Origin of the sequence: Aeromonas sobria (assembly GCF_050266975.1) — a bacterium.
Lineage (GTDB): Bacteria > Pseudomonadota > Gammaproteobacteria > Enterobacterales > Aeromonadaceae > Aeromonas > Aeromonas sobria_B.
Genome location: NZ_JBKISU010000015.1, coordinates 1 through 20,174 on the forward strand (window position 1 = coordinate 1; position 20,174 = coordinate 20,174).

The following is a 20,174-nucleotide window of genomic DNA, read 5'->3' on the forward strand; positions in this document are numbered from 1 at the left end:
GGCACCGTCATGACCGTTGAGATAGTGAAGAACGACCTGACGTTTGAAGTCGGTCGAGTATTTTTGCTTTCCCATAGAAACGAAGAACCCCTACTCGTTGGGTGTCCAACTTTCGGGGTTCACTTCAGTTCGGCGGTTTTTTTTACCCAGCCGCTGGCAAAGCGGGCCGCCAGGGTTGAGCCTTGCGGGAGCAAAGGAGAGGGAGGTGAGTGCCATATGAAAATCAAACAAAGGGTGGGATCGCTCTGCCTGCTGCTGGGGCTGCTGGCGGGCCCGGCACTGGCGGAGGTGAAGGTGATCACCGTCTTCGAGGCCGAAGCCATGGTGCGCAGCCTGCGCGACCTCTATCCGGCGCTGGGGGTGAGCGCCATGGGCAATCAGCTGGTGCTGAGCGGTACGGCGCAGCAGCTGCAGGAGGCCGAGGCGCTGGTGGCGCGGCTCAATCAGCCCCCCGCCATGCTGCTCATCGAGTGGCGGGTGGCCCAGAACAACGATACCCAGGGGGCCAGCCTGGGGGCCGGACAAGGTGGCGATGGTGACTGGCGGGCGGGGCTGGCCCTGGGCCAGGGCAGCGAGCAGGGCCAGCAGGCCTGGCAGATCCGCGGGCTCTCCGGGCGCCCCGTGCTGTTGCAGCTGGGCAGCTATCGGCCCGTCAGCCTCTATCGCTGGCGTGGCGATAGGGTGACGGCTTTGTTGCCCATTGTCAGCGGCCTCTATGCCAGCGCCACCCTGGTGGGGGATCGAGTGCGGATCCGGCTCGCCAGCGAACAGGCGAGCCTGGGTCAGGGGGTGCCTGAGCATGGCCAGAGCGCGACCGAGCTGGACGCCGTCCCGGGTCAGTGGACCGAGGTGGGGGCCCTGGCCGACAGCCGGCAGGGTCAAACCCTGGGGCTGGGCAGTGCCCTGGGAGCAAGCCTGGGCCAGACGGCGCGCCAGCAGACCCTGGCCATCCGGGTGACCCCCCTCAACTGAGCCGCGTCTCCAGGCCGGGATGGCCTGATCGCCAGAGCAGGCTCCTTCATGATCAGAGCGTCACCCGGATCAGGCATCCGGGCCATGGGGCCTGTCCGCCGCGTATTCCCTAAGCTGGCGGCTTCTCAGCAGGTACCAGAGGCTCCACAGGCTGGCGATCAGCACCAGGGCGTTGAGCCAGCTGAATTGCCAGCCCAGGCTCATCAGGGCGTGGATCTGCATGACGAGGCCGCCGAGGGCGGAGACGATCAGCAGCTGGGGGCTCAGCCGCCGCAGCCGCGCCCGCCAGCCATCCGGGTTGGCGAAGGTGCCGCCACAGGCGAGCAGGGCCAGCAGGGCGGGCAGGTCGGTGAACAGGCTCAAATAGAGGCTCCAGCGCTCGGGATAGAGCAGGGCCAGCAGCTCGCTGCCCCCCTGGCGGGTGGCGCCTGCCATCAGAAACAGCCAGACGGCGCGGGTCAGCAGCAGGGCGATGGGCCAGAACCAGAGGGGAGGGCGCAGCTGGCCATGGTCATCGTAACGGTGGTCGGGGTAGAGGGTCATGGGGTGCCAGTTCAAGCAAGGGTGTTGCAGATATGGGGACGGCGGCCCGGCTTGCAAGAGGAGGGGGTGAAAAAGCGGGCAGTCGGGGGGCTGGGGAAACAAAAACGAAGGGGCCCCTGGCCCCTGTCGCTGCTTGCTCGGGATGGGTGGGTGTCAGAGCCAGCCCTTGCGCTTGAAGAAGAGTCCGGTGCCCAGGGATGACATCACCATGAGCACCAGGGACATGGAGTAGCCATATTCCCATTGCAGCTCGGGCATGCGACCGAAGTTCATGCCGTAGATGCTGGCGATCAGGGTCGGCGGCAGGAAGATGACGGCGGCCACCGAGAAGATCTTGATCACCTTGTTCTGCTCCAGGTTGGTCACCCCCATGGCGGCCTCGAGCTGGAAGTTGATCTTGTCGAACAGGAACTGGGTGTGGGGCAGCAGGGACTCCACATCGTGGAGCATCTCGTCGATCCACTTGTTCTGTTCGTTGCTCATCTTCTGGCGCAGGCTGCGCTTGAGGAAGCGCAGGGCACGCCGGGTATCGTGCAGGGAGAGACGGATCTGGCCGTTGGCCTCTTCCTGGGCCATCAGCTCCTTGAGCATGGGGTTGATCTGGTCGGGCTCGAAGATCTGATCGGCGGTGTTCTCCAGGGTCTTGTAGCCATCTTCGATGAGATCGGAGAGGTATTCGACCTTGAGGTTTTGCACCTCCAGCAGGATATCCAGGGCATCTTCCACCTCCAGCCTGTCCTGGCGCATATAGTGGCGCATCAGCCGCACCAGGCCGATGTCGTCCTCGCGGATGCTGATCAGCAGGTTGTTGCGCAGGGTAAAGGAGACGTGGACACCCTTGGTGTCACGGCCGATGCGCTGGGGGAACAGGGAGTGGATGTGCAGGCCATCCGTGTCCCAGTAGAAACGGGCGGAGGCCTCGATGTCGTCGAGTTCTTCCTTGTCGGGGACCTCTTCCAGAAAGAGCCCCGTCAACCATTCTCGCTCCGCGCCGTCCGGCTTGTAGGCATCGAGCCAGACCGTGTTGTCGGGCAGGATGTCGTCAGGCCCGAGCGTGACGATGTCGAGCACCTTGTTGTTGAGGATGTAGGCGGTGATCATCTGTCCCCCTTAAAGTCTTGGGTGGGATGGTTGAACAGGTTCATGCGGCGTCGATCACGAGAAGGGGATCGTATGAAGCATAGCGGGGCCGATGGGCAACCTGACTGCGGCGAACTATACAGGCGCTCGCCGTCAATGTCAGGGCCTATTCAGCTGATATTCATCCTGTTTGTCCAAAAAACCGCCCTGGTCGGATCACATGTTGGGGTAGTTGGGACCGGATCCCCCCTGGGGGGGCGTCCAGACGATATTCTGGCTGGGATCCTTGATGTCGCAGGTCTTGCAATGGATGCAGTTGGCGCTGTTTATCTGGAATCTGGGGCGCTGCTCGGTCTCGACTATCTCGAACACCCCGGCCGGGCAGTAACGCACCGCGGGCTCGGCCCAGGTGGGTAAATTGACCTGGATGGGGATGCTGGCGTCCTGCAGCCGCAGGTGACAGGGCTGATCCTTGTCGTGCTGGGTGTTGGCCAGATAGACGGAAGAGAGCCGGTCAAAGCTGAGCTGCCCGTCCGGTTTGGGATAGTCGATGGGCTGGCAGCGATTGGCGGCCTTGAGGGCGCGGTAGTCTTCCCCCTTGTCCAGCAGCCTGAGCCCGCCGCTCCCCCGCAGCAGGCGCTGCTCCAGCCAGTTGAAGGCGCCCCCCAGCAGGGGGCCGAATCTGTGCAGGGCGGCGCCGAAGTTGCGCGCCCCCTTGAGATCCTGCCCGAGCCAGCTGGCGGCCAGGGCCTGCTGGTAGTGGGCAAGGCTCAGGCCAGCGGCCATCCCTGGGGCCAGATGGGGGGCCAGGGTCTCGGCGGCCAGCAGGCCGCTCTTCATGGCGCCGTGTATCCCCTTGATGCGGGAGAAATCCAGGGTCCCGGCGTCGCAGCCCAGCAGCAGGCCCCCGGGAAAATCCATGCGGGGCAGGGAGTGCCAGCCCCCCTTGGTGATGGCGCGGGCCCCATAGCCGATGCGCTCACCGCCACGCAAGGTGGCGGCGATGAGGGGGTGCTGCTTGAGGCGCTGAAACTCGTCGAACGGGCTGAGCCAGGGGTTCTGGTAATTGAGATCGACGATGAGCCCCACCGACACCTGATGGTCCCCCTGATGATAGAGATAGAAGCCGCCATGGCTCCTATCCTGACCGCCGAGGGGCCAGCCGCTGCCATGGAGCACCCGGCCGGGATGGGACTGTTCCGCAGGTACCTGCCACAACTCCTTGAAGCCGATGGCGTAGTGCTGGGGCTGGGTGTGGCTGGCCAGGGCGAAGCGGGCGATCGCCTGCTTGCCGAGGTGGCCGCGGGCCCCCTCCGCCAGCAGGGTGTAGCGGCCCAGCAGGGCCATGCCGGGCACATGGTCCCCCTTGGGGTTGCCTGCCCGATCCAGCCCCAGATCCCCGGTGAGCACCCCCTTGACCACCCCGGCCTCGACGATGAGCTCGCTGGCGGCGAATCCCGGGTAGATCTCGACCCCGAGGGACTCGGCCTCCCTGGCGAGCCAGCGGCAGAGGTTGCCCAGGCTGATGATGTGGCAACCCTGATTGCTCATGCTGGGGGGCAGGGCCCAGTGGGGCAGGTGACTGGCGCCGTGGGCACTGCGCAGCAGCCAGAGCTGATCATCCTGCACCTGGATGCCAAGCGGTGCCTCTTGCCAGCGATCCGGCAGCAGCTCCTTGAGGGCGCGGGGATCGAGCAGGGCGCCGGAGAGGAGATGGGCGCCAACCTCGGCACCTTTCTCCAGCAGGCAGACGCTGCAATCCGGGGCGCGCTGCTTGATGGCGATGGCGGCACTGAGCCCGGCCGGCCCGCCACCGACGATGACCACATCGTATTCCATTGCTTCTCGTTCCATCTTGCCTCTGCTCTCGACTTGGCCTAGGGTAGTGGTGTTAGTTTACGTAAACGTAAACCTGTCTGTAAACTCTCGGCACGCAATAGTTGATGGGAGGCGTGTATGTCGCCTCCCCGAGGAAACGCGGGATAAGGAGTGGTCGAATGAAGCTGCTGGTAGCAGTCAAACGGGTCGTCGATTACAACGTCAGGATCCGGGTCAAGAGCGATGGCTCCGATGTGGAGCTGGCCAACGTCAAGATGGGGATCAACCCGTTTTGCGAGATAGCGGTGGAGCAGGGGGTGAGGCTGCGGGAAGCCGGGGTGGCGAGCGAGCTGGTGGTGGTGACCCTGGGGCCGGAGGCGGCGGCGGAGCAGCTGCGCCATGCCCTGGCCCTGGGGGCCGATCGGGCGCTGCATTATGTCACCGACGAGCGGCTCGAGCCGCTGACCGTGGCCCGGGCGCTGCAAGGGATCTGCGAGCGGGAGCGGCCGGATCTGGTGCTGCTGGGCAAGCAGTCCATCGATTCCGACAACAACCAAGTCGGCCAGATGCTGGCGGCCCTCACCGACTGGCCGCTGGCCACCTTCGCCTCGGCCATGGCATTCGACGGGGAGGAGATGCAGGTGACCCGGGAGGTGGATGGCGGCCTGGAGACCCTCGCCATGGGGCTGCCCGCCGTGGTGACGGTGGACTTGCGCCTCAACGAGCCGCGCTTTGCCTCCCTGCCCAACATCATGAAGGCCAAGCGCAAGCCGATTGAGAGCGCGCCCTTTGCGGCGCTTGGGGTCGAGCCCGCCGGTCAGACCCGGCTGCTCGGGGTCATGGCGCCGCCGCCAAGGCGCGCCGGCATCAGGGTCGGCTCGGTGGACGAGCTGGTGGACAAACTCAAGCACGAGGCGAAGGTACTGGGATGAGCACACTGATCATTGCGCAGCAAACACAAGGCCCCCTGACTGCCAGCACGGCGCGCCTGGTGGGGGCTGCCGGCCTCCTGGGGGGGGAGATCCACCTGTTGCTGGTTGGCCAGAATCCCGGCCAGGGCGCCGAAGAGGCGGCCCGCCTGCAAGGGGTATCGCGGGTGCTGCTGGCGGAGCTGGCAGAGGCGTGGTGCGACGGCCTGGATGGGCCCCTCGCGGCCCTGGCCCGGGATTATCACCATGTGATGATGGCGGCGGGCACCGCGGCCAAGGATCTGCTGCCCCGGGTGGCGGCGCGGCTGGGGATGGAGATGCTCTCCGAGGTGACCGCCATCGAGGGGGCCGATACCTTCGTGCGCCCCATCTATGCGGGCAATGCCCTGGCCCGGGTGCAGAGCAGTGCCCCCATCAAGCTGATGACGCTGCGGGCCAGCAGCTTCGGCGCGGCGCCGCAGGGCGCAGAGAGCGCGCCGATAGAGACGCTGCCCCCCCTTGTCATCGCGGCGCGCACCCGGTTGGTTTCCCGCCAGGCGGTGGTGTCGAGCCGCCCTGAGCTTGGCAACGCCCGGGTGGTGGTCTCCGGGGGCAGGGCCCTGGGCTCGAAAGCGCAGTTCGCCTTGATCGAGGCCCTGGCGGACAAGCTGGGAGGGGCGGTCGGCGCCTCCCGGGCCGCCGTGGATGCGGGATTTGTCGGCAACGATCTGCAGGTGGGTCAGACCGGCAAGGTGGTCGCTCCCGAGCTCTACATCGCCGTCGGCATCTCGGGGGCCATCCAGCATCTGGCGGGCATGAAGGAGTCCAGGGTGATCGTCGCCATCAACAAGGATGGGGAGGCTCCCATCTTCCAGGTTGCCGATTACGGCCTGGTGGGGGACTTGTTCACCCTGCTGCCCGAGCTGACCGCCAAGATCTAGCCGCCCGGGCGGATTGGCCAGGCAAGGGGGGCTTCCCCGGCTCTCCTCGCCTGGCCCAGCCCCAGCCGGGGAGCCCTCGGCCGGCGCCGCGCCATCACATTTCCTCAGCCCGGCCCGGGGCAGGGGGCACCAAACCTTGACCCAGCTCCCAAAAAGCCTTTGCCGAAGGGGCGCTGTTTCGTGTAAAAACGGGGGAGTCTTCCACTCTTTACCACCTCACGGAAAGTGTCATGAGCAAACAGGTTTACAACTTCTGCGCCGGCCCAGCCATGTTGCCGGTCGAAGTCATGGCGCGCGCTCAGCGCGAATTTTGTAATTTCCAGGGATTGGGTGCCTCTGTCATGGAGCTTTCCCACCGCGGCAAACCCTTTATGGCGGTGGCCGAGAAGGCCGAGGCCGACTTGCGCGAGCTGCTCGCCATTCCCGCCAACTACAAGGTGCTCTTCATGCACGGCGGTGGCCGCGGTCAGTTCTCCGCCGTGCCCATGAACCTGCTGGGAGGGGCCAACAAGAAAGCGGATTACCTGCTGACCGGGGTCTGGGCCCAGAGCGCCGTGGACGAGGCCCACAAGTATGGCGACATCCTGACCCATGCCGGCGTGGCCAAGACGGCGCAAGGGGTGAGCCAGCTGCTGCCGACCCCGGCGTTTCGCAGCGATGCCGCCTATGTTCACTACTGCCCGAACGAAACCATCGATGGCATAGAGATGTTCGACATCCCGGCCACGGGGGACGTGCCTTTGGTGGCGGATCTCTCCTCCACCATCCTCTCGCGCCCCGTGGACGTGAGCCGCTTCGGCGTGCTCTACGCCGGCGCCCAGAAGAACATAGGCCCCTCTGGCCTGGCCATCGCCATCGTGCGGGACGACTTGCTGGCCCAGGCCAGGAGCGACGTGCCCGCGGTGTTTGACTATGCCCTGACCGCCAAGCACGACTCCATGTTCAACACCCCGCCCACCTACGCCTGGTACCTGGCCGGTCTGGTGTTCGAGTGGCTCAAAGAGCAGGGAGGGCTTGGCGAGATAGAGGCGCGCAACCGTGCCAAGGCCGAGCTGCTCTACGGCTACATTGACGACTCCAGCTTCTACGCCAACCAGGTGGACTTGGCCTGCCGCTCGCGCATGAACGTGCCGTTCCAGCTCAAGGATGACCGTCTGGACAAGCTGTTCCTGGCCGAATCCGAGGCCGCCGGTCTGCTGGCGCTCAAGGGGCACCGCATCGTCGGCGGCATGCGCGCCAGCCTCTACAACGCCATGCCTCTGGCCGGGGTCGAGGCGCTGGTGAGCTTCATGGAGCGTTTCGCCAAGCAGCACGGTTGAGTGCAAGGGGCATGCCCCTTGCCGCCGCGTCCCGGGCGCGGCAGAGGCCAGTTCTATGGGCGGCGCTCCTCGGGGCGCCGCCTCGTTTCACCTTGACACCCTCCCTGCGGGCCGGCGAGGAGAGGGGGCAAGCAAGAGCCTTGCCCTCCTTGCCCTTGGCTGTTAACGTCCGGGCAGGTGTTTTTTGATATCGGTACAGGAAGGCTATGAATTCGTTGCGTTTGGAACCTATTGCTCGGGTCGAGGGGGTGGTCAATCTGCCCGGCTCCAAGAGCGTGTCTAACCGGGCCCTGCTGCTGGCGGCGCTGGCGCGGGGCACCACCCGCCTCACCAACCTGCTCGACAGCGATGACATTCGCCACATGCTGGCGGCGCTGACCCAGCTCGGGGTCAAGTACAAGCTCTCCGCCGACAAGACGGTGTGCGAGGTGCAAGGGCTGGGCCGCAGCTTCGCGGTGAGTGAGCCTGTCACCCTGTTTCTCGGCAACGCCGGCACCGCCATGCGCCCCCTGTGCGCCGCCCTGTGCTTGGGTTCCGGCGAATACATGCTGACCGGCGAGCCGCGCATGGAAGAGCGCCCCATCGGCCATCTGGTGGATGCCCTGCGCGAGGCCGGTGCCCATGTGCAATACCTCAAGCGCGATGGCTTCCCGCCGCTGGCCATCGATGCCAAGGGGCTGTGGGGCGGCGACGTACACGTCGACGGCTCCGTCTCCAGCCAGTTCCTCACCGCCTTCCTGATGGCGGCCCCCATGGCGGCCGGCGATACTCGCATCCACATCAAGGGTGAGCTGGTCTCCAAGCCCTACATCGACATCACACTGCACATCATGAAGCAGTTTGGCGTGGTGATAGAGCACGACAACTACCAGACCTTCTACATCCAGGGCAACCAGACCTATGTCAGCCCGGGTGACTTCCTGGTGGAGGGGGATGCCTCCAGCGCCTCCTATTTCCTCGCGGCGGGTGCCATCAAGGGCAAGGTGCGGGTGACCGGGATCGGCAAGCACAGCATCCAGGGCGACATTCACTTCGCCGACGTGCTGGAGAAGATGGGGGCCCGCATCACCTGGGGCGACGACTTCATCGAGGCCGAGCAGGCCCCCCTGCACGGCATCGACATGGACATGAACCAGATCCCGGATGCGGCCATGACCATCGCCACCACGGCGCTGTTTGCCGAAGGGCCCACCGCCATTCGCAACATCTACAACTGGCGGGTGAAGGAGACGGATCGCCTGCAAGCCATGGCAACCGAGCTGCGCAAGCTGGGTGTGGAGGTGGAGGAGGGGCACGACTTCATCCAAGTGACGCCGCCGGCCCGGTTGCACCATGCCGAGATCGACACCTACAACGATCACCGCATCGCCATGTGCTTCTCCCTGGTGGCCCTGTCGGATACCCCGGTGACCATCAATGATCCGGGTTGCACCTCCAAGACCTTCCCCGATTATTTCGACAAGCTGGCCAGCATCAGCCAGGATGCCTGAGGCATCTCCCGATTGCGCAGTCTGATCACGACCCGTCGAGGCCCGCACCCAGCGGGCCTTTTTGATTTCGCCTCTCCCTAGCAGCATTCCTGTAACATGCAATCACTGGCCTAAAAATATTTTATTAAGGGATGTAATTTTCTATTTACACCCCCGGGCCCCTCGGGCTAGATTGGTGCAAGCAATGTGTCTAGCCAAGCAGGAAGCCGAAGTATGCAGCATCAAACCGATGACGTTCGTATTAGTGAAATCAAAGAGTTATTACCTCCGGTTGCGGTGCTTGAGAAGTTTCCGGCGACCGAGGCGGCCGTCTCCACCGTATTTGAATCCCGTCAGGCCATCCACCAGATCCTGTCCGGCGAAGATCAGCGCCTGCTGGTGGTGATCGGTCCCTGCTCCATCCATGATCCGGTCGCCGCCGTCGAATACGGCAAGCGCCTCAAGGCGCTGCGCGAGCAGTACAAGGATCAGCTGGAAATCGTGATGCGGGTCTACTTCGAGAAGCCGCGCACAACTGTGGGCTGGAAGGGGCTGATCAACGATCCCCATCTGGACAACAGCTTCAAGATCAACGACGGCCTGCGCATCGGTCGCAAGCTGCTGCTCGAGCTCAACGATCTGGGCATGCCGACCGCCTCCGAGTTCCTCGACATGATCACCCCGCAATACGTGGCGGATCTGATGAGCTGGGGCGCCATCGGCGCCCGCACCACCGAATCCCAGGTACACCGCGAGCTGGCCTCCGGCCTCTCCTGCCCGGTGGGCTTCAAGAACGGCACCGACGGCACCATCAAGGTGGCGATTGACGCCATCGGCGCCGCCAGCGCGCCCCACCACTTCCTGTCGGTGACCAAGTACGGTCATTCCGCCATCGTCTCGACCGCCGGCAACCCGGACTGCCACATCATACTGCGCGGCGGCCGTGAGCCTAACTACAGCGCCGCCCACGTGGACGAGGTGGTGAAAGGGCTGGACAAGGCGGGTCTGCCCCAGAAGGTGATGATCGACTTCAGCCACGCCAACAGCAGCAAGCAGTTCAAGAACCAGATGCGGGTGGCCGAGGATGTGGCGGGCCAGATCCGCGCCGGCAGCAAGGCGGTGTTCGGCGTCATGGTGGAGAGCCATCTGGTGGAAGGACGTCAGGACCTGGTGGAAGGGTGCCAACTCACCTTCGGTCAGAGCATCACGGACGCCTGCATCGGCTGGGACGACACCGAGACCCTGCTGCGTACCCTGGCCGAGGCAGTGGCCGAGCGCAACGCCGCCTGATGACAGCCTGAAATCAGTGAAAAAGCGCGACCCGGTCGCGCTTTTTTGTGGGCGTCGTTGCGCGCCAGAAGCCCCCCGATCGGATCAGCGGCGATAGGTCTTGAGCAGGGCCTCCAGGGCCTGGCACTGGCTGGCCAGGCGCGTGCTGGCGAGGCTGGCCTCATGGGCCTGGCCGAGGGTGTCGTTCGACCGGCTTCGGATCTCATGGACGGCGCCGTCCACCTCCTGACAGACCCTGTCCTGCTCCTCGGCCGATTGCGCCATCTGGGCATTGAGATCATTGATGCTGGCGATCCGGGTGATGATGGCCTGCATCGCCGTCAGGGTATCCTCCGTCTTGCCTATGCTCTCCTTCGCCTTGACCCTGGCATCCCCTATCACGGCCACCGCGCTCTGGGCCTCCTGCAACAGGGCGGCTATCATGCCGGCAATCTCCTCGCTGGCGCTGCGGCTGCGGCTGGAGAGGGCACGCACCTCCTCGGCCACCACGGCGAAGCCGCGCCCCTGCTCCCCGGCCCGGGCCGCCTCGATGGCGGCGTTCAGGGCCAGCAGATTGGTCTGATCCGCGATCCCCTTGATCACCTCCAGCACCCCGTCCACGGCGAGGCAGCGGCTGTCGAGCTGCTGGATCACCGCATCGACCCTGGCTATCTCGGCCGCCATCTCGTCCATGTCCGTGATGGCATGGCGGGCGAGGCGGCTGGTGTGGGCCGCATCCTCGTTGGTGAGGGCGGAGAGCTCGGCGCTATGGCGGGCGTGCTCGCGCACCTCGTGGGAGCTGGCCGCCAGCTCGCTCACCGCCGTGGCGACCTGGACCGTCATCAGCTCCTGCTGGCGCGCCGCGTGCTCGGTACGTGCCGCCCCCTCGCGGATCTGATCCGAGCCCAGATAGAGCTGGGCGGTGGCCCCCTCTACCTCGGCCAGACTGAGGCGAAACCCCTGCACCATCTCATCGACCGCCCGGGTCATCTGGCCCAGCTCATCCTGGCTGTGGTTGACCAGGGGCAGGGAGAGGTCCCGCTCCCTGGCCATCTGCATCATGGTGCGCTGCAATCGGTAAATGGGGCCTTTGACATGCCGTTGCAGCACCCACCACAGCAGCCCGAACCCCAGGCTGAACACTGCCCCCAGGCAGCCGCTCAGCAGCCAGTTGTTGTGGCGGATCTCGGCAAAGATATGGCTCAGGTCATAGCTGATGCGCACGGCCCCCATGACGGTACCCTCGGCCACCTGATGGCAGGTGAGGCACTGGGTGCCGCGATACTCCTGATAGGCCTTGAAGGGTTTGACGAGGGTGAGCTGCTTCTCCTGCTGGATCAGCACCGTCTCCCCCTGCTCGATGGCGCGCCTGTCCAGTTCATCTTCTATCTGCTGATCGCCGTGACCCGGGCCAAACAGCTGGCTGATGGCGGGGGCGCGGATCAAACGCGCCTGGGTGATGCCGGTCTCGCTCTTGATCTTGGTCTGCACCAGGGCCCGATTGGCAATGACCCCCGTCACCATCATGACGTTGAGCTGATCCATGTAGCTGTTGGCCATGCTCTGCACCTTCTCGTCGGCCAGGCGCAGGGCGAGATCCCGCTGCAACCAGGCAGAGAGCTCGAAGCTGAGGGTGAAGCTGGCCCCTATCACCAGGGCCAGGGGGAGAAAGATTTTCCAGTTGAGGGAGAGGTTTTTCATGGGTAACCGGATCCGTGCGGCAGAAAGGGGGGAGCCGAGCGGGCGGCTTGCCCGTCGGTGATGGTTCTCTATCGGCACACATTACCGCATCTTTAGTAAGGATTCTGTTAACGGGATCCAGCCGTGGCGTTAACCACGGGTAGCCAGGTGTGGTGATTGATCTTCAGTTGATCTGGCGCAAGTCATCGCATTGTTGATAGTAATTATCATTAGCATAAACACCATATTGGCAGACCCCCGATGAGACTGACATCCACCATGACGGGGCGTTCCACCCCGGATCCCCTCACGTTCGCCTTCACCGCCAAGACCTCGGCCCATGCCAGCCGGGGCGCCGCCGTCCCCCTGATGCTGGACGACGCCGGCTGGCGAGCCTGGTGGCAGCGGCCGAGCGAGGCTCAGGAGCGGGCGCTCTATATCCATGTCCCGTTTTGCCGCAAGCGCTGCAGTTTTTGCAACTTCTTCGAAAACGGCGCCAATCCGGCGCGCATGAGCCGCTATATGGCGGCCCTGTGCGACAGCCTGCAACGGGCCGCCGAGTCCCCCTTTGGCCAGAGTCGGCCTTTCTCGGCGGTCTATGTGGGGGGCGGCACCCCGACCGACATGGTGGCGGCGGATCTCGCCCGCCTGGCCCATGCCATACAGCGTTTTCCCCTGACCGCGGATGCGGAGCTGACCCTGGAGGGGCGGCTCAACGGCTTTGATGACGAGAAGTGGCAGACGGCCCTGGCGGGTGGCTTCAACCGCTTCTCGTTCGGGGTGCAGAGTTTTGATACCCGCGTGCGCCAGCAGGCGGCCCGCTTCGATGACAGGGAGACGGTGTTGGCCCGGCTGGCGGCGCTGACCCGCCACAACGAGGCGGTGATCGTGGCGGATCTCATCTTCGGTCTGCCGGGGCAGGATGATGCCCTGTGGCGCCAAGACATCGCGGATGTGATGGCGAGCGGGGTGCACGGGGTGGATCTCTACCAGCTCATCCCCATGCAGGGCACCCATCTGGATCGGGCGCAGGAGAAGGGCCGGCTCGGCTGGGCCGCCGATGGTCAGCAGCGGGCGGCCATGTATGCCTATGGCGCCCACACCCTGGAGCAGGGGGGTTGGCAGCGACTCTCCTGCAGCCACTGGCGGCGCACCGATGCCGAGCAGAGCCGCTACAACCAGATGGCCAAGTGGGGCGCCGAGATCCTGCCCTTCGGCGCGGGGGCGGGGGGCAAGATTCACAGCCACGGCTTCATGTATGGCCGGGATCTGGCGTCCTGGCATGAGGCGCTGACCGCCGGCGTGCGTGCCCCCGGCATGGTGATGAGGCCCAATCCCAACGCGTCCATCGACGGCCTGCTGCGCGGTGGCCTCGACACCGGCTGGCTTGCCCTCGGGGGCTTGCCGCCCCCCTTGCGGGGGCATCTGTTGCCGCTCTTTGAGCGCTGGCAACAGCATGGCCTGGCCGAGCTGATTGGGGAGACACTGGCGCTGACCCTGGCGGGGCGTTTCTGGAACGTCAATCTGCAGGCGGGCTTGTTCGAGTATCTGCAGGCAAATCCCCTGGGAGGGGAGGCGGCAACTCCCGCCGCTTATCCGGGCGGGACCAGGCATCATTCGCCGGTATAGCGGGCAGGGGCAAGAGGAGGAGGGAACGAAAGGGGGCCAGTTGAAGGCCCCCTTGTTTAGTCATGGGTTGTGCACTTCCTCCACCCGCACTCGCAGCGCCCCCTCTGCAAGGGTGGTGACCAGTTGCTGGCCAGGACTCACCTGGGCGGCGCGGCTTATCACCTCGCCACTTGGGGTGCGGGTGATGGAGTAACCCCGCCCCAGGGTGGCCAGCGGGCTGATGCCGTCGAGCCGGGCTCCCAGCATGGCGAGGCGGTGGGCGGCCAGATCCTGGCGCTTGCTCATCAGGGCATGGAGGCGCTCCTCGGCCAGCTGGTGACGGCGCTTGCCGGCGGCCAGCAGCTTCTCGGGGCTTCTGGCTTGCAGGCGCATGGCGAGGCCCGCCAGGCGCCGCTCCCCCTGGTGCAGGCGATCGCGCAGGTACTGCTGCAAGCGGCGGTCGAGCTCGTCGAGGCGCTGGGATTGCTGCTCCAGCCGGCGCTTGGGATCCTGATGATCGAGCCGCTTTTGCAGCAGGACGAAGCCATGGCGGGCGGCGGTCTGGCGCCGGGAGATGGCCTGTACCAGACGCTGCTTGAGGTGCACCAGGCGCTGGGCGCGGGCGCTTCTGTCCGGTGCCACCAGCTCGGCGGCGGCTGAGGGGGTGGGGGCGCGAAGGTCGGCGGCGAAGTCGCTGATGGTGACATCCACCTCGTGGCCCACGGCGCTCACCACAGGGATGGCGGAGTTGGCAATGGCCCGTGCCACCGCCTCCTCGTTGAAGCACCAGAGATCTTCGAGGGATCCGCCGCCGCGCCCGACGATGAGCACATCCACCTCGGCGCGGCGGTTGGCAAGCAGGATCGCCGAGACGATCTGGGCGGTGGCGGCGCTGCCCTGCACCTGGGTCGGGTAGATAAAGACGGGCAGATCCGGCGCCCGGCGCCCAAGCACCGTCAGCATGTCGTGCAGGGCGGCGCCGGTGGCTGAGGTGACCAGCCCAACGGCGCGGGGTTCCCGAGGCAAGGGGCGCTTGCGACCCTCGTCAAAGAGCCCTTCGGCGCCGAGGCGGCGCTTGAGCTCCTCGAAGCGCAGGGCCAGCATGCCATCCCCGGCGGGCTGCATGGACTCGATGATGAGCTGGTAGTCGCCCCGGGGCTCATAGAGGGAGACTCGCGCCTGCACCAGCACCTGCATGCCATCTTGAGGCCGGAACGGCACCCGACGGTTGTTGCCTTTGAACATGGCGCAGCGCACCTGGGCCGACATGTCTTTCAAGGAAAAGTACCAGTGGCCCGAGCTTGGCATCGCCAGGTTGGAGAGCTCCCCCGTCAGCCACACCAGCCCCAGATCCTGCTCCAGGATCATGCGCACGGCGCTGTTGAGGCGGGTGACGGTGAAGATCTGCTGCTTGTTCTGGCTGGATTGGTCGAGGTGGTTCAAGGCTGGCCCTGCTGTGGTGTCCGCCGGGGCGGGGAGAAAACGATGGGCACATCTTACCCCAGTTGTGCCCATCCGCCGAGTCCGTGTCTGCGGCAGAAGCGGCGTCTTGCTCCAGTCTGCCTGTGCCATCTGCCGAGCCATGGTCCGGCAGATGACGCGGAGCCTAGGCTTGCGCCTTGGTTGCGACGGCTTTGGCAGGGCTGGTCACCAGCCAGACCGCGAGGCAGACCACGGCGCCGCCGAACACGAAGCCGCCGGTGAGGGTTTCCCCCAGCACCAGATAGCCCCACAGGATGCCGAAGGGGGGAATGAGAAAGGTGACAGTGAGGGAGCGCAGGGGGCCGATGTCGGCGATCAGCCTGAAATAGAGCAGATAGGCGAAGGCGGTGCAGAGAAAGCCAACCGCCAGCACGCTGGCCCAGACCCCAGGCTGGGCCCAGTCGACGGCGGGGCCGGTCGCCAGGGTGTAGCCGAAGAAGGGAAGCAGGAAGAGGACGGCCCCTATCTGGCTGCCAAAGGCCACCAGCTTGGCGTCCAGGCCGCCCCGCTCGGTGATCCAGCGCCTCGTCAGGAAGCCGGCGCAGCCATAGCAGGCGGTGGCGATGAGGCAGGCCAGCACCCCGATGGCCAGTTGACCGCTCAGGTCGACCTCCCCCGTGGTGGTGATGAGTCCTATGCCCAATAGCCCCAGCATGACCCCGGCCCACTTGCGCAAGGTCAGCGCCTCGTGGAAGAAGGAGAAGCCGATGAGGGCTCCCATCAGGGGCGTGGTGGCGTTGAGGAGGGCGGAATACCCCGCGGGTAGCCAGAGGGCCGCCACGGCATACATCAGGAAGGGGACGCCGGAGTTGATGATGCCAAGCACCATGATGGACTTGAGCTTGCCCTGAAACTGCATGGGGGTGCGCAGCAGCAGGAGCATGGCGGCGAGCCCGACCAGCGCGAAGAAGACCCGCAGGAAGGTGGTGTTGACCGAGCCGAAGGCCGGCGCCGCGATACGCATGAACAAAAAGCTGGCACCCCAGATGGCCGCCAGCGCCAGCAGCCTGCCGTAATCCGATGGTCTCATCGTCTCTCCCTGAATGAACCGCCCTGTTGCCCGAGATGGCAAGGGGGATTGCATCATGGCGGCAAGCTCCCCCGATGGCAACGGCGCCGTGCCGTCCTATCCCCCGACCCTCTGGAGAGTGCATCCCCTTCGTCTCCATGCCAGGAAATGAAAGCGCTATCAATCACATACCGCCAATGGCGAGGTCGACCATGGTCACATTTTGCGCTCCTTGGCCATGAATTGGTCACTCGGGACTCTAGACTGGTCGGGCTCATCCGAAGGCGGGAATGTAGCGGATGGGGGCATGCCGGGGCACACAGGCATCACACACAACACAATGAAAATAAAGGACTATCAATGGCTAGATGGATACTCGCGGCCGGATTGTTGGGCACCCTGATCACGGCGCCGAGCACGGCGGCGGAATGGTTCTTCCGGGGCACCGCGAATGGATGGGCGGCGACCGCCATGACGTCGACGGACGGCGTCAATTTTGATACCTGCCAGCGCTTCGTGAGCGGGGACGCCAGCGGCGGCCCGCGCTTCAAGATAGACAGGTATGGCAACTGGCAGCAGAGCTACCCGGCTGCCGACTATGGGGTCAATGCCAACACGGCGTACCAGATCCGCATCAACGCCAGCACCCAGGCGGTAAGCGCGACGGCGGTGGCGAGTTGCGAGGCCTCGGGGTTTGCCAGCACCTTGGCGCAGCTCAACGTGCGCGGCACCTTCAACGGCTGGGCCAGCCTCCCCATGACGTTGGTAGGGGATCATCTATGGCAGGCCGAGGCCTATCTGGACGGTGGAGCCAACCAGCGCCTCAAGTTTGACCAGGCGGGCGACTGGGTCGCGAGCTTCGGCGACAGCAACGGTGACGGCGTGCTGGAGCAAAGTGGCGGCGACATTTTCTGGGGTGGCACCGGCACGGTGCGCATCCAGGTCAACGACCAGACCCTGGCCTACAGCATCGCGCCGCTTGGGGATGACAACCAGCCGCCGCTGGCGGTGATCACCCCGGGGGGCATCCTGAATGTCGCGCTGGGGGATGCGCTCGCCTTGAGCGGCAGCGACTCCACGGATCCCGACGGCCAGATTGCCGGCTATCTGTGGAGCAGCGGCGAGACCACGGAAAGCATCAGCGTCAATACGGCTCAGGCGGGCATCTTCACCTATGGCCTCACGGTCACCGACGATCAGGGGGCCAAGGGCAGCAGCAGCGTGAGCGTGGTGGTCGGGGCAGGACCGAGCGGCGACAGCTGGTACTTCCGGGGCACGGCCAACAACTGGGGGCTCACCCCCATGACCAGCGAGGATGGCACCACCTTCTGTACCGAGCAGGCCTTTGGCAGCAGCAACCCCCGCTTCAAGATTGACCACAAGGGGGACTGGACCGAAGCTTATCCGGCCCAGGATTACCTGGTCAGCACCAACACCCGCTATCGCATCTGTTTTGACAGCCTGCGCAAGGCCATCGAGGTGGAGACCCTGGCCGGTGCGGATCTGCAAGCCCCCACGGTGACGGCCACCCCGGCCCCGGGGAGCTATGTGGACAGCCAGTCCATCACCCTGGGGGTGAGCGACGATCAGGACAGCGCCCCCGCCGTGCATTTCACCACGGACGGCAGCCAGCCCACCACGGCGTCTCCCCTCTACGCCGGCCAGGCCATTCTCGCCAGCGACAAGGGCAGCGGCACCGATCTGGTGATCCGCACCCTCGCGGTGGACGAGAGCGGCAATCAGCACGAGCAGCGTTTCGAATACCGTATCGGCGAGCAGGGGGTGGTGAGCGGCGATTTTCGTGGCGAGAGCATCTACTTCCTGCTGACCGCCCGCTTCTACGATGGGGACGAGAGCAACAATTACCATAACCGGGATCGCTACAAGGTCGGGGACCCCCACTGGCGCGGCGACTTCAAGGGGCTCATCGAGAAGCTCGACTACATCAAGGATCTCGGCTTCACCGCCATCTGGGTGACGCCGCCGGTGGAGAACCGCTCCGGCCTCGACTATCACGGCTACCACGCCTACGACTTCTACCGGGTCGATCCCCGTCTGGAGTCGCCGGGGGCGGGTTACCGCGAGTTCATCCAGGCGGCCCACGCCAAGGGGCTCAAGGTGATCCAGGACGTGGTGATCAACCACTCGAGCCAGTACGGCCTGCGCGGCAAGACCTGGATCGATCGCCTGCCGATCAAATACTACGTACCTGCGGGGTCGAGCCAGGGACTCATCGACAACGGCCCCTATCAGGGTAACCTCGGGGACTACGCCAGCGCCAACCGTTGTGACGACGACAACCCGGCGGCCCCCGACTGGTACAAGGCCCGCTGCCAGTCCGATCCGGCCGGCACCCAGCCCCTGGTGGACCCCAAGACCGGCGCCACCGTGCCGAGTGCGGGCTACAACCCCAACCGCTTCTTCGGCATCGACGCCCAGACCCTGGATCCCGCCTGGTATCACCTGGACGGCTTCATGTCCGGCGGTGACTGGGAGAGCCCGCTCGCCCTGCAGCGCAAGCACATGGCGGGGGATTGCATCGATCTCGCCACCGGCAACCAGAACGTCAAGGAGTATCTCAACGGCGCCATCCGTCAGTATCTCGACATGGGGGTGGACGCCATCCGCATCGATACCTTGAAGCACATCGAGCGGGACGAGCTGCTGACCTATGTCCACGACTGGCAGGCCCACAAGCCGGGGTTGTTCGTCTTTGGCGAGAACCTGGTCAAGGGCACCGGCTGGGGCTCGGAGCTGGCCAATGACAACGCCTCGGCGGTGATCCGCCCCTGGTGGTACACCCGCACCACGGCCAACCCGGCGGATCCCCGCGCAGGTGGGGATTCCGGCCTCTCGGTGCTGGACTTCTCGCTGTTCTCCACCTTCCGTGACAACGTCACCCGGGGGAACTTTGGCGGGGTAGGGGGGATCTTCGCCATGGACTGGGTCTATGGGGATGCCACCAAGCTCATCACCTTCTTCCAGAACCACGACGTGGGGCCGGACAATGACTTCAAGTACCGCTACGGCGGGGAAGAGGGCAATGCGGCCATGACCTACAACCTGCTCTGGACGGCGCGGGGCATCCCGACCCTCTATTACGGGGAGGAGGTGATGTTCCAGGCCGGCAAGCCCCAGGACATCGACGGGGCCACCATGACGGTGGATCAGACCGGCCGCGCCTACTTTGGGGAGGTGCTCGACAACCCGGCTACCCCGAGTCACCCGCTCTATCAGCACATCAAGCGCCTGAACCAGATCCGCAAGGCGGTGCCCGCCCTGCAGAAAGCGCCCATGAGCCAGGTGAACGAGTGGGGGAGCGGCATCAGCTTCGTGCGCGATCTGAGCGCCGAGGGCAGCTACGCCGCCGTGGGCCTCGCGGCCAACTCGGCCCAGCAGATAAGCCTGAGCGGCCTGAAGAACGGCACCTACACGGACGCGGTGACCGGCGCGAGCCAGAGCGTCAGCAACGGCAGCCTGAGCTTCGCGGTGCCCGCCTACTCGGCGCGGATCTGGGTACTGAACGGCCCGGGCAAGGTGGGCGCTGACGGCAAATACCTCAAGTAAGGAAGCCCTGTCACAGGGTGCAGCGAGTCGGCCTTGGGGCCGACTTTTTTATTCCGCCTTCTGCCTATGCCTGAATAGATGTCGCATCTTGATGGGGCTCTGGATGCGGGGGCGTTGCTGGATGATTTGACTAGCGAACTAGCGAACTAGCGAACTAGTGAACTAGCGAACCAGCGAACTAGAGAGAAGGGGACTAGATAGAAGGGGACTGGCGCATTCCGCCGCCTGAGTCATTTCATGCTCTGCTCATTGCAATGCTCACAGCAATGAGCAAAGCGGTGCCCTTGCCGCCTCTGCGCCGCGCCGCAAGGCAAACCCGCGCCACCCAATTGCTCTGTATTGGTGCATTTGCCCCGATGCGGTGCATGTCATCCACATCAGCTTCTGGATCCCGCCCCGAAGAAACAGGTCGCCTCGCCCCCGGGCACTCCCCGTTACAGGCATTATTCATGCTGCAAAGCGGCATCTTGTCGACATGATCAACCAAAAAGGCGAGCTGACAAGGGAGG

Annotated in this window: 14 protein-coding genes; 8 read left to right on the plus strand and 6 right to left on the minus strand. The window is 65.0% G+C overall.

What is annotated here, in order from left to right:
- Window positions 1-216 precede the first annotated feature (216 nt).
- On the plus strand, window positions 217-972 hold the full coding sequence (locus ACLHZ1_RS10200; protein WP_427262007.1) for a hypothetical protein: 756 nt from the start codon (window positions 217-219) through the stop codon (window positions 970-972).
- A 69-nt stretch (window positions 973-1,041) separates the two neighbouring features.
- On the opposite strand, the gene ACLHZ1_RS10205 is transcribed toward ACLHZ1_RS10200, so the two are convergent.
- The 3 genes from ACLHZ1_RS10205 to ACLHZ1_RS10215 form a co-directional block, all read right to left on the minus strand.
- Entirely contained in the window at window positions 1,042-1,515 is a 474-nt protein-coding gene (locus ACLHZ1_RS10205) for a DUF2919 domain-containing protein (protein WP_427262008.1), read from the minus strand.
- A 153-nt stretch (window positions 1,516-1,668) separates the two neighbouring features.
- Entirely contained in the window at window positions 1,669-2,616 is a 948-nt protein-coding gene (gene corA, locus ACLHZ1_RS10210) for a magnesium/cobalt transporter CorA (protein WP_041992177.1), read from the minus strand.
- 195 nt (window positions 2,617-2,811) lie between these two features.
- Window positions 2,812-4,449, minus strand: coding sequence for an electron transfer flavoprotein-ubiquinone oxidoreductase (locus ACLHZ1_RS10215; RefSeq protein WP_427262009.1), 1,638 nt, complete (start codon window positions 4,447-4,449; stop codon window positions 2,812-2,814).
- A gap of 143 nt (window positions 4,450-4,592) precedes the next feature.
- Between ACLHZ1_RS10215 and ACLHZ1_RS10220 the strand changes: the two genes are divergently transcribed.
- The 5 genes from ACLHZ1_RS10220 (at window position 4,593) to aroG (ending at window position 10,340) form a co-directional block, all read left to right on the plus strand.
- Window positions 4,593-5,345 carry an electron transfer flavoprotein subunit beta/FixA family protein gene (locus tag ACLHZ1_RS10220; protein ID WP_408793240.1) on the plus strand — a complete coding sequence of 251 codons (753 nt, stop codon included), beginning with the start codon at window positions 4,593-4,595 and terminating at the stop codon, window positions 5,343-5,345.
- Window positions 5,342-6,262 carry an electron transfer flavoprotein subunit alpha/FixB family protein gene (locus tag ACLHZ1_RS10225; protein ID WP_427262010.1) on the plus strand — a complete coding sequence of 307 codons (921 nt, stop codon included), beginning with the start codon at window positions 5,342-5,344 and terminating at the stop codon, window positions 6,260-6,262. Before ACLHZ1_RS10220 ends, ACLHZ1_RS10225 begins: the two co-directional genes overlap by 4 nt.
- A gap of 230 nt (window positions 6,263-6,492) precedes the next feature.
- Complete coding sequence (serC, locus tag ACLHZ1_RS10230) at window positions 6,493-7,581, plus strand: 3-phosphoserine/phosphohydroxythreonine transaminase (protein ID WP_427262011.1); 1,089 nt, start codon at window positions 6,493-6,495, stop codon at window positions 7,579-7,581.
- Window positions 7,582-7,787: 206 nt separating this feature from the next.
- Entirely contained in the window at window positions 7,788-9,071 is a 1,284-nt protein-coding gene (aroA, locus tag ACLHZ1_RS10235; protein WP_427262012.1) for a 3-phosphoshikimate 1-carboxyvinyltransferase, read from the plus strand.
- 213 nt (window positions 9,072-9,284) lie between these two features.
- The gene (gene aroG, locus ACLHZ1_RS10240; RefSeq protein WP_427262013.1) at window positions 9,285-10,340 is read left to right on the plus strand and encodes a 3-deoxy-7-phosphoheptulonate synthase AroG; all 1,056 of its coding nucleotides are present in this window, start codon (window positions 9,285-9,287) and stop codon (window positions 10,338-10,340) included.
- 84 nt (window positions 10,341-10,424) lie between these two features.
- On the opposite strand, the gene ACLHZ1_RS10245 is transcribed toward aroG, so the two are convergent.
- Window positions 10,425-12,020, minus strand: coding sequence for a methyl-accepting chemotaxis protein (locus ACLHZ1_RS10245; protein ID WP_427262014.1), 1,596 nt, complete (start codon window positions 12,018-12,020; stop codon window positions 10,425-10,427).
- A 240-nt stretch (window positions 12,021-12,260) separates the two neighbouring features.
- Here ACLHZ1_RS10245 and hutW point away from each other — a divergent pair, with 240 nt between their 5' ends.
- Entirely contained in the window at window positions 12,261-13,628 is a 1,368-nt protein-coding gene (hutW, locus tag ACLHZ1_RS10250) for a heme anaerobic degradation radical SAM methyltransferase ChuW/HutW (RefSeq protein ID WP_427262015.1), read from the plus strand.
- 60 nt (window positions 13,629-13,688) lie between these two features.
- On the opposite strand, the gene xseA is transcribed toward hutW, so the two are convergent.
- Window positions 13,689-15,050: an exodeoxyribonuclease VII large subunit gene (gene xseA / locus ACLHZ1_RS10255; protein WP_427262016.1), complete on the minus strand. Its 1,362-nt coding sequence runs from the start codon at window positions 15,048-15,050 to the stop codon at window positions 13,689-13,691.
- 163 nt (window positions 15,051-15,213) lie between these two features.
- Entirely contained in the window at window positions 15,214-16,119 is a 906-nt protein-coding gene (locus tag ACLHZ1_RS10260; RefSeq protein WP_427262017.1) for a DMT family transporter, read from the minus strand.
- 339 nt (window positions 16,120-16,458) lie between these two features.
- On the opposite strand from ACLHZ1_RS10260, the gene ACLHZ1_RS10265 reads away from it, so the two are divergent.
- Entirely contained in the window at window positions 16,459-19,665 is a 3,207-nt protein-coding gene (locus ACLHZ1_RS10265; protein WP_427262019.1) for an alpha-amylase family glycosyl hydrolase, read from the plus strand.
- The last annotated feature ends 509 nt before the right edge of the window (window positions 19,666-20,174 follow it).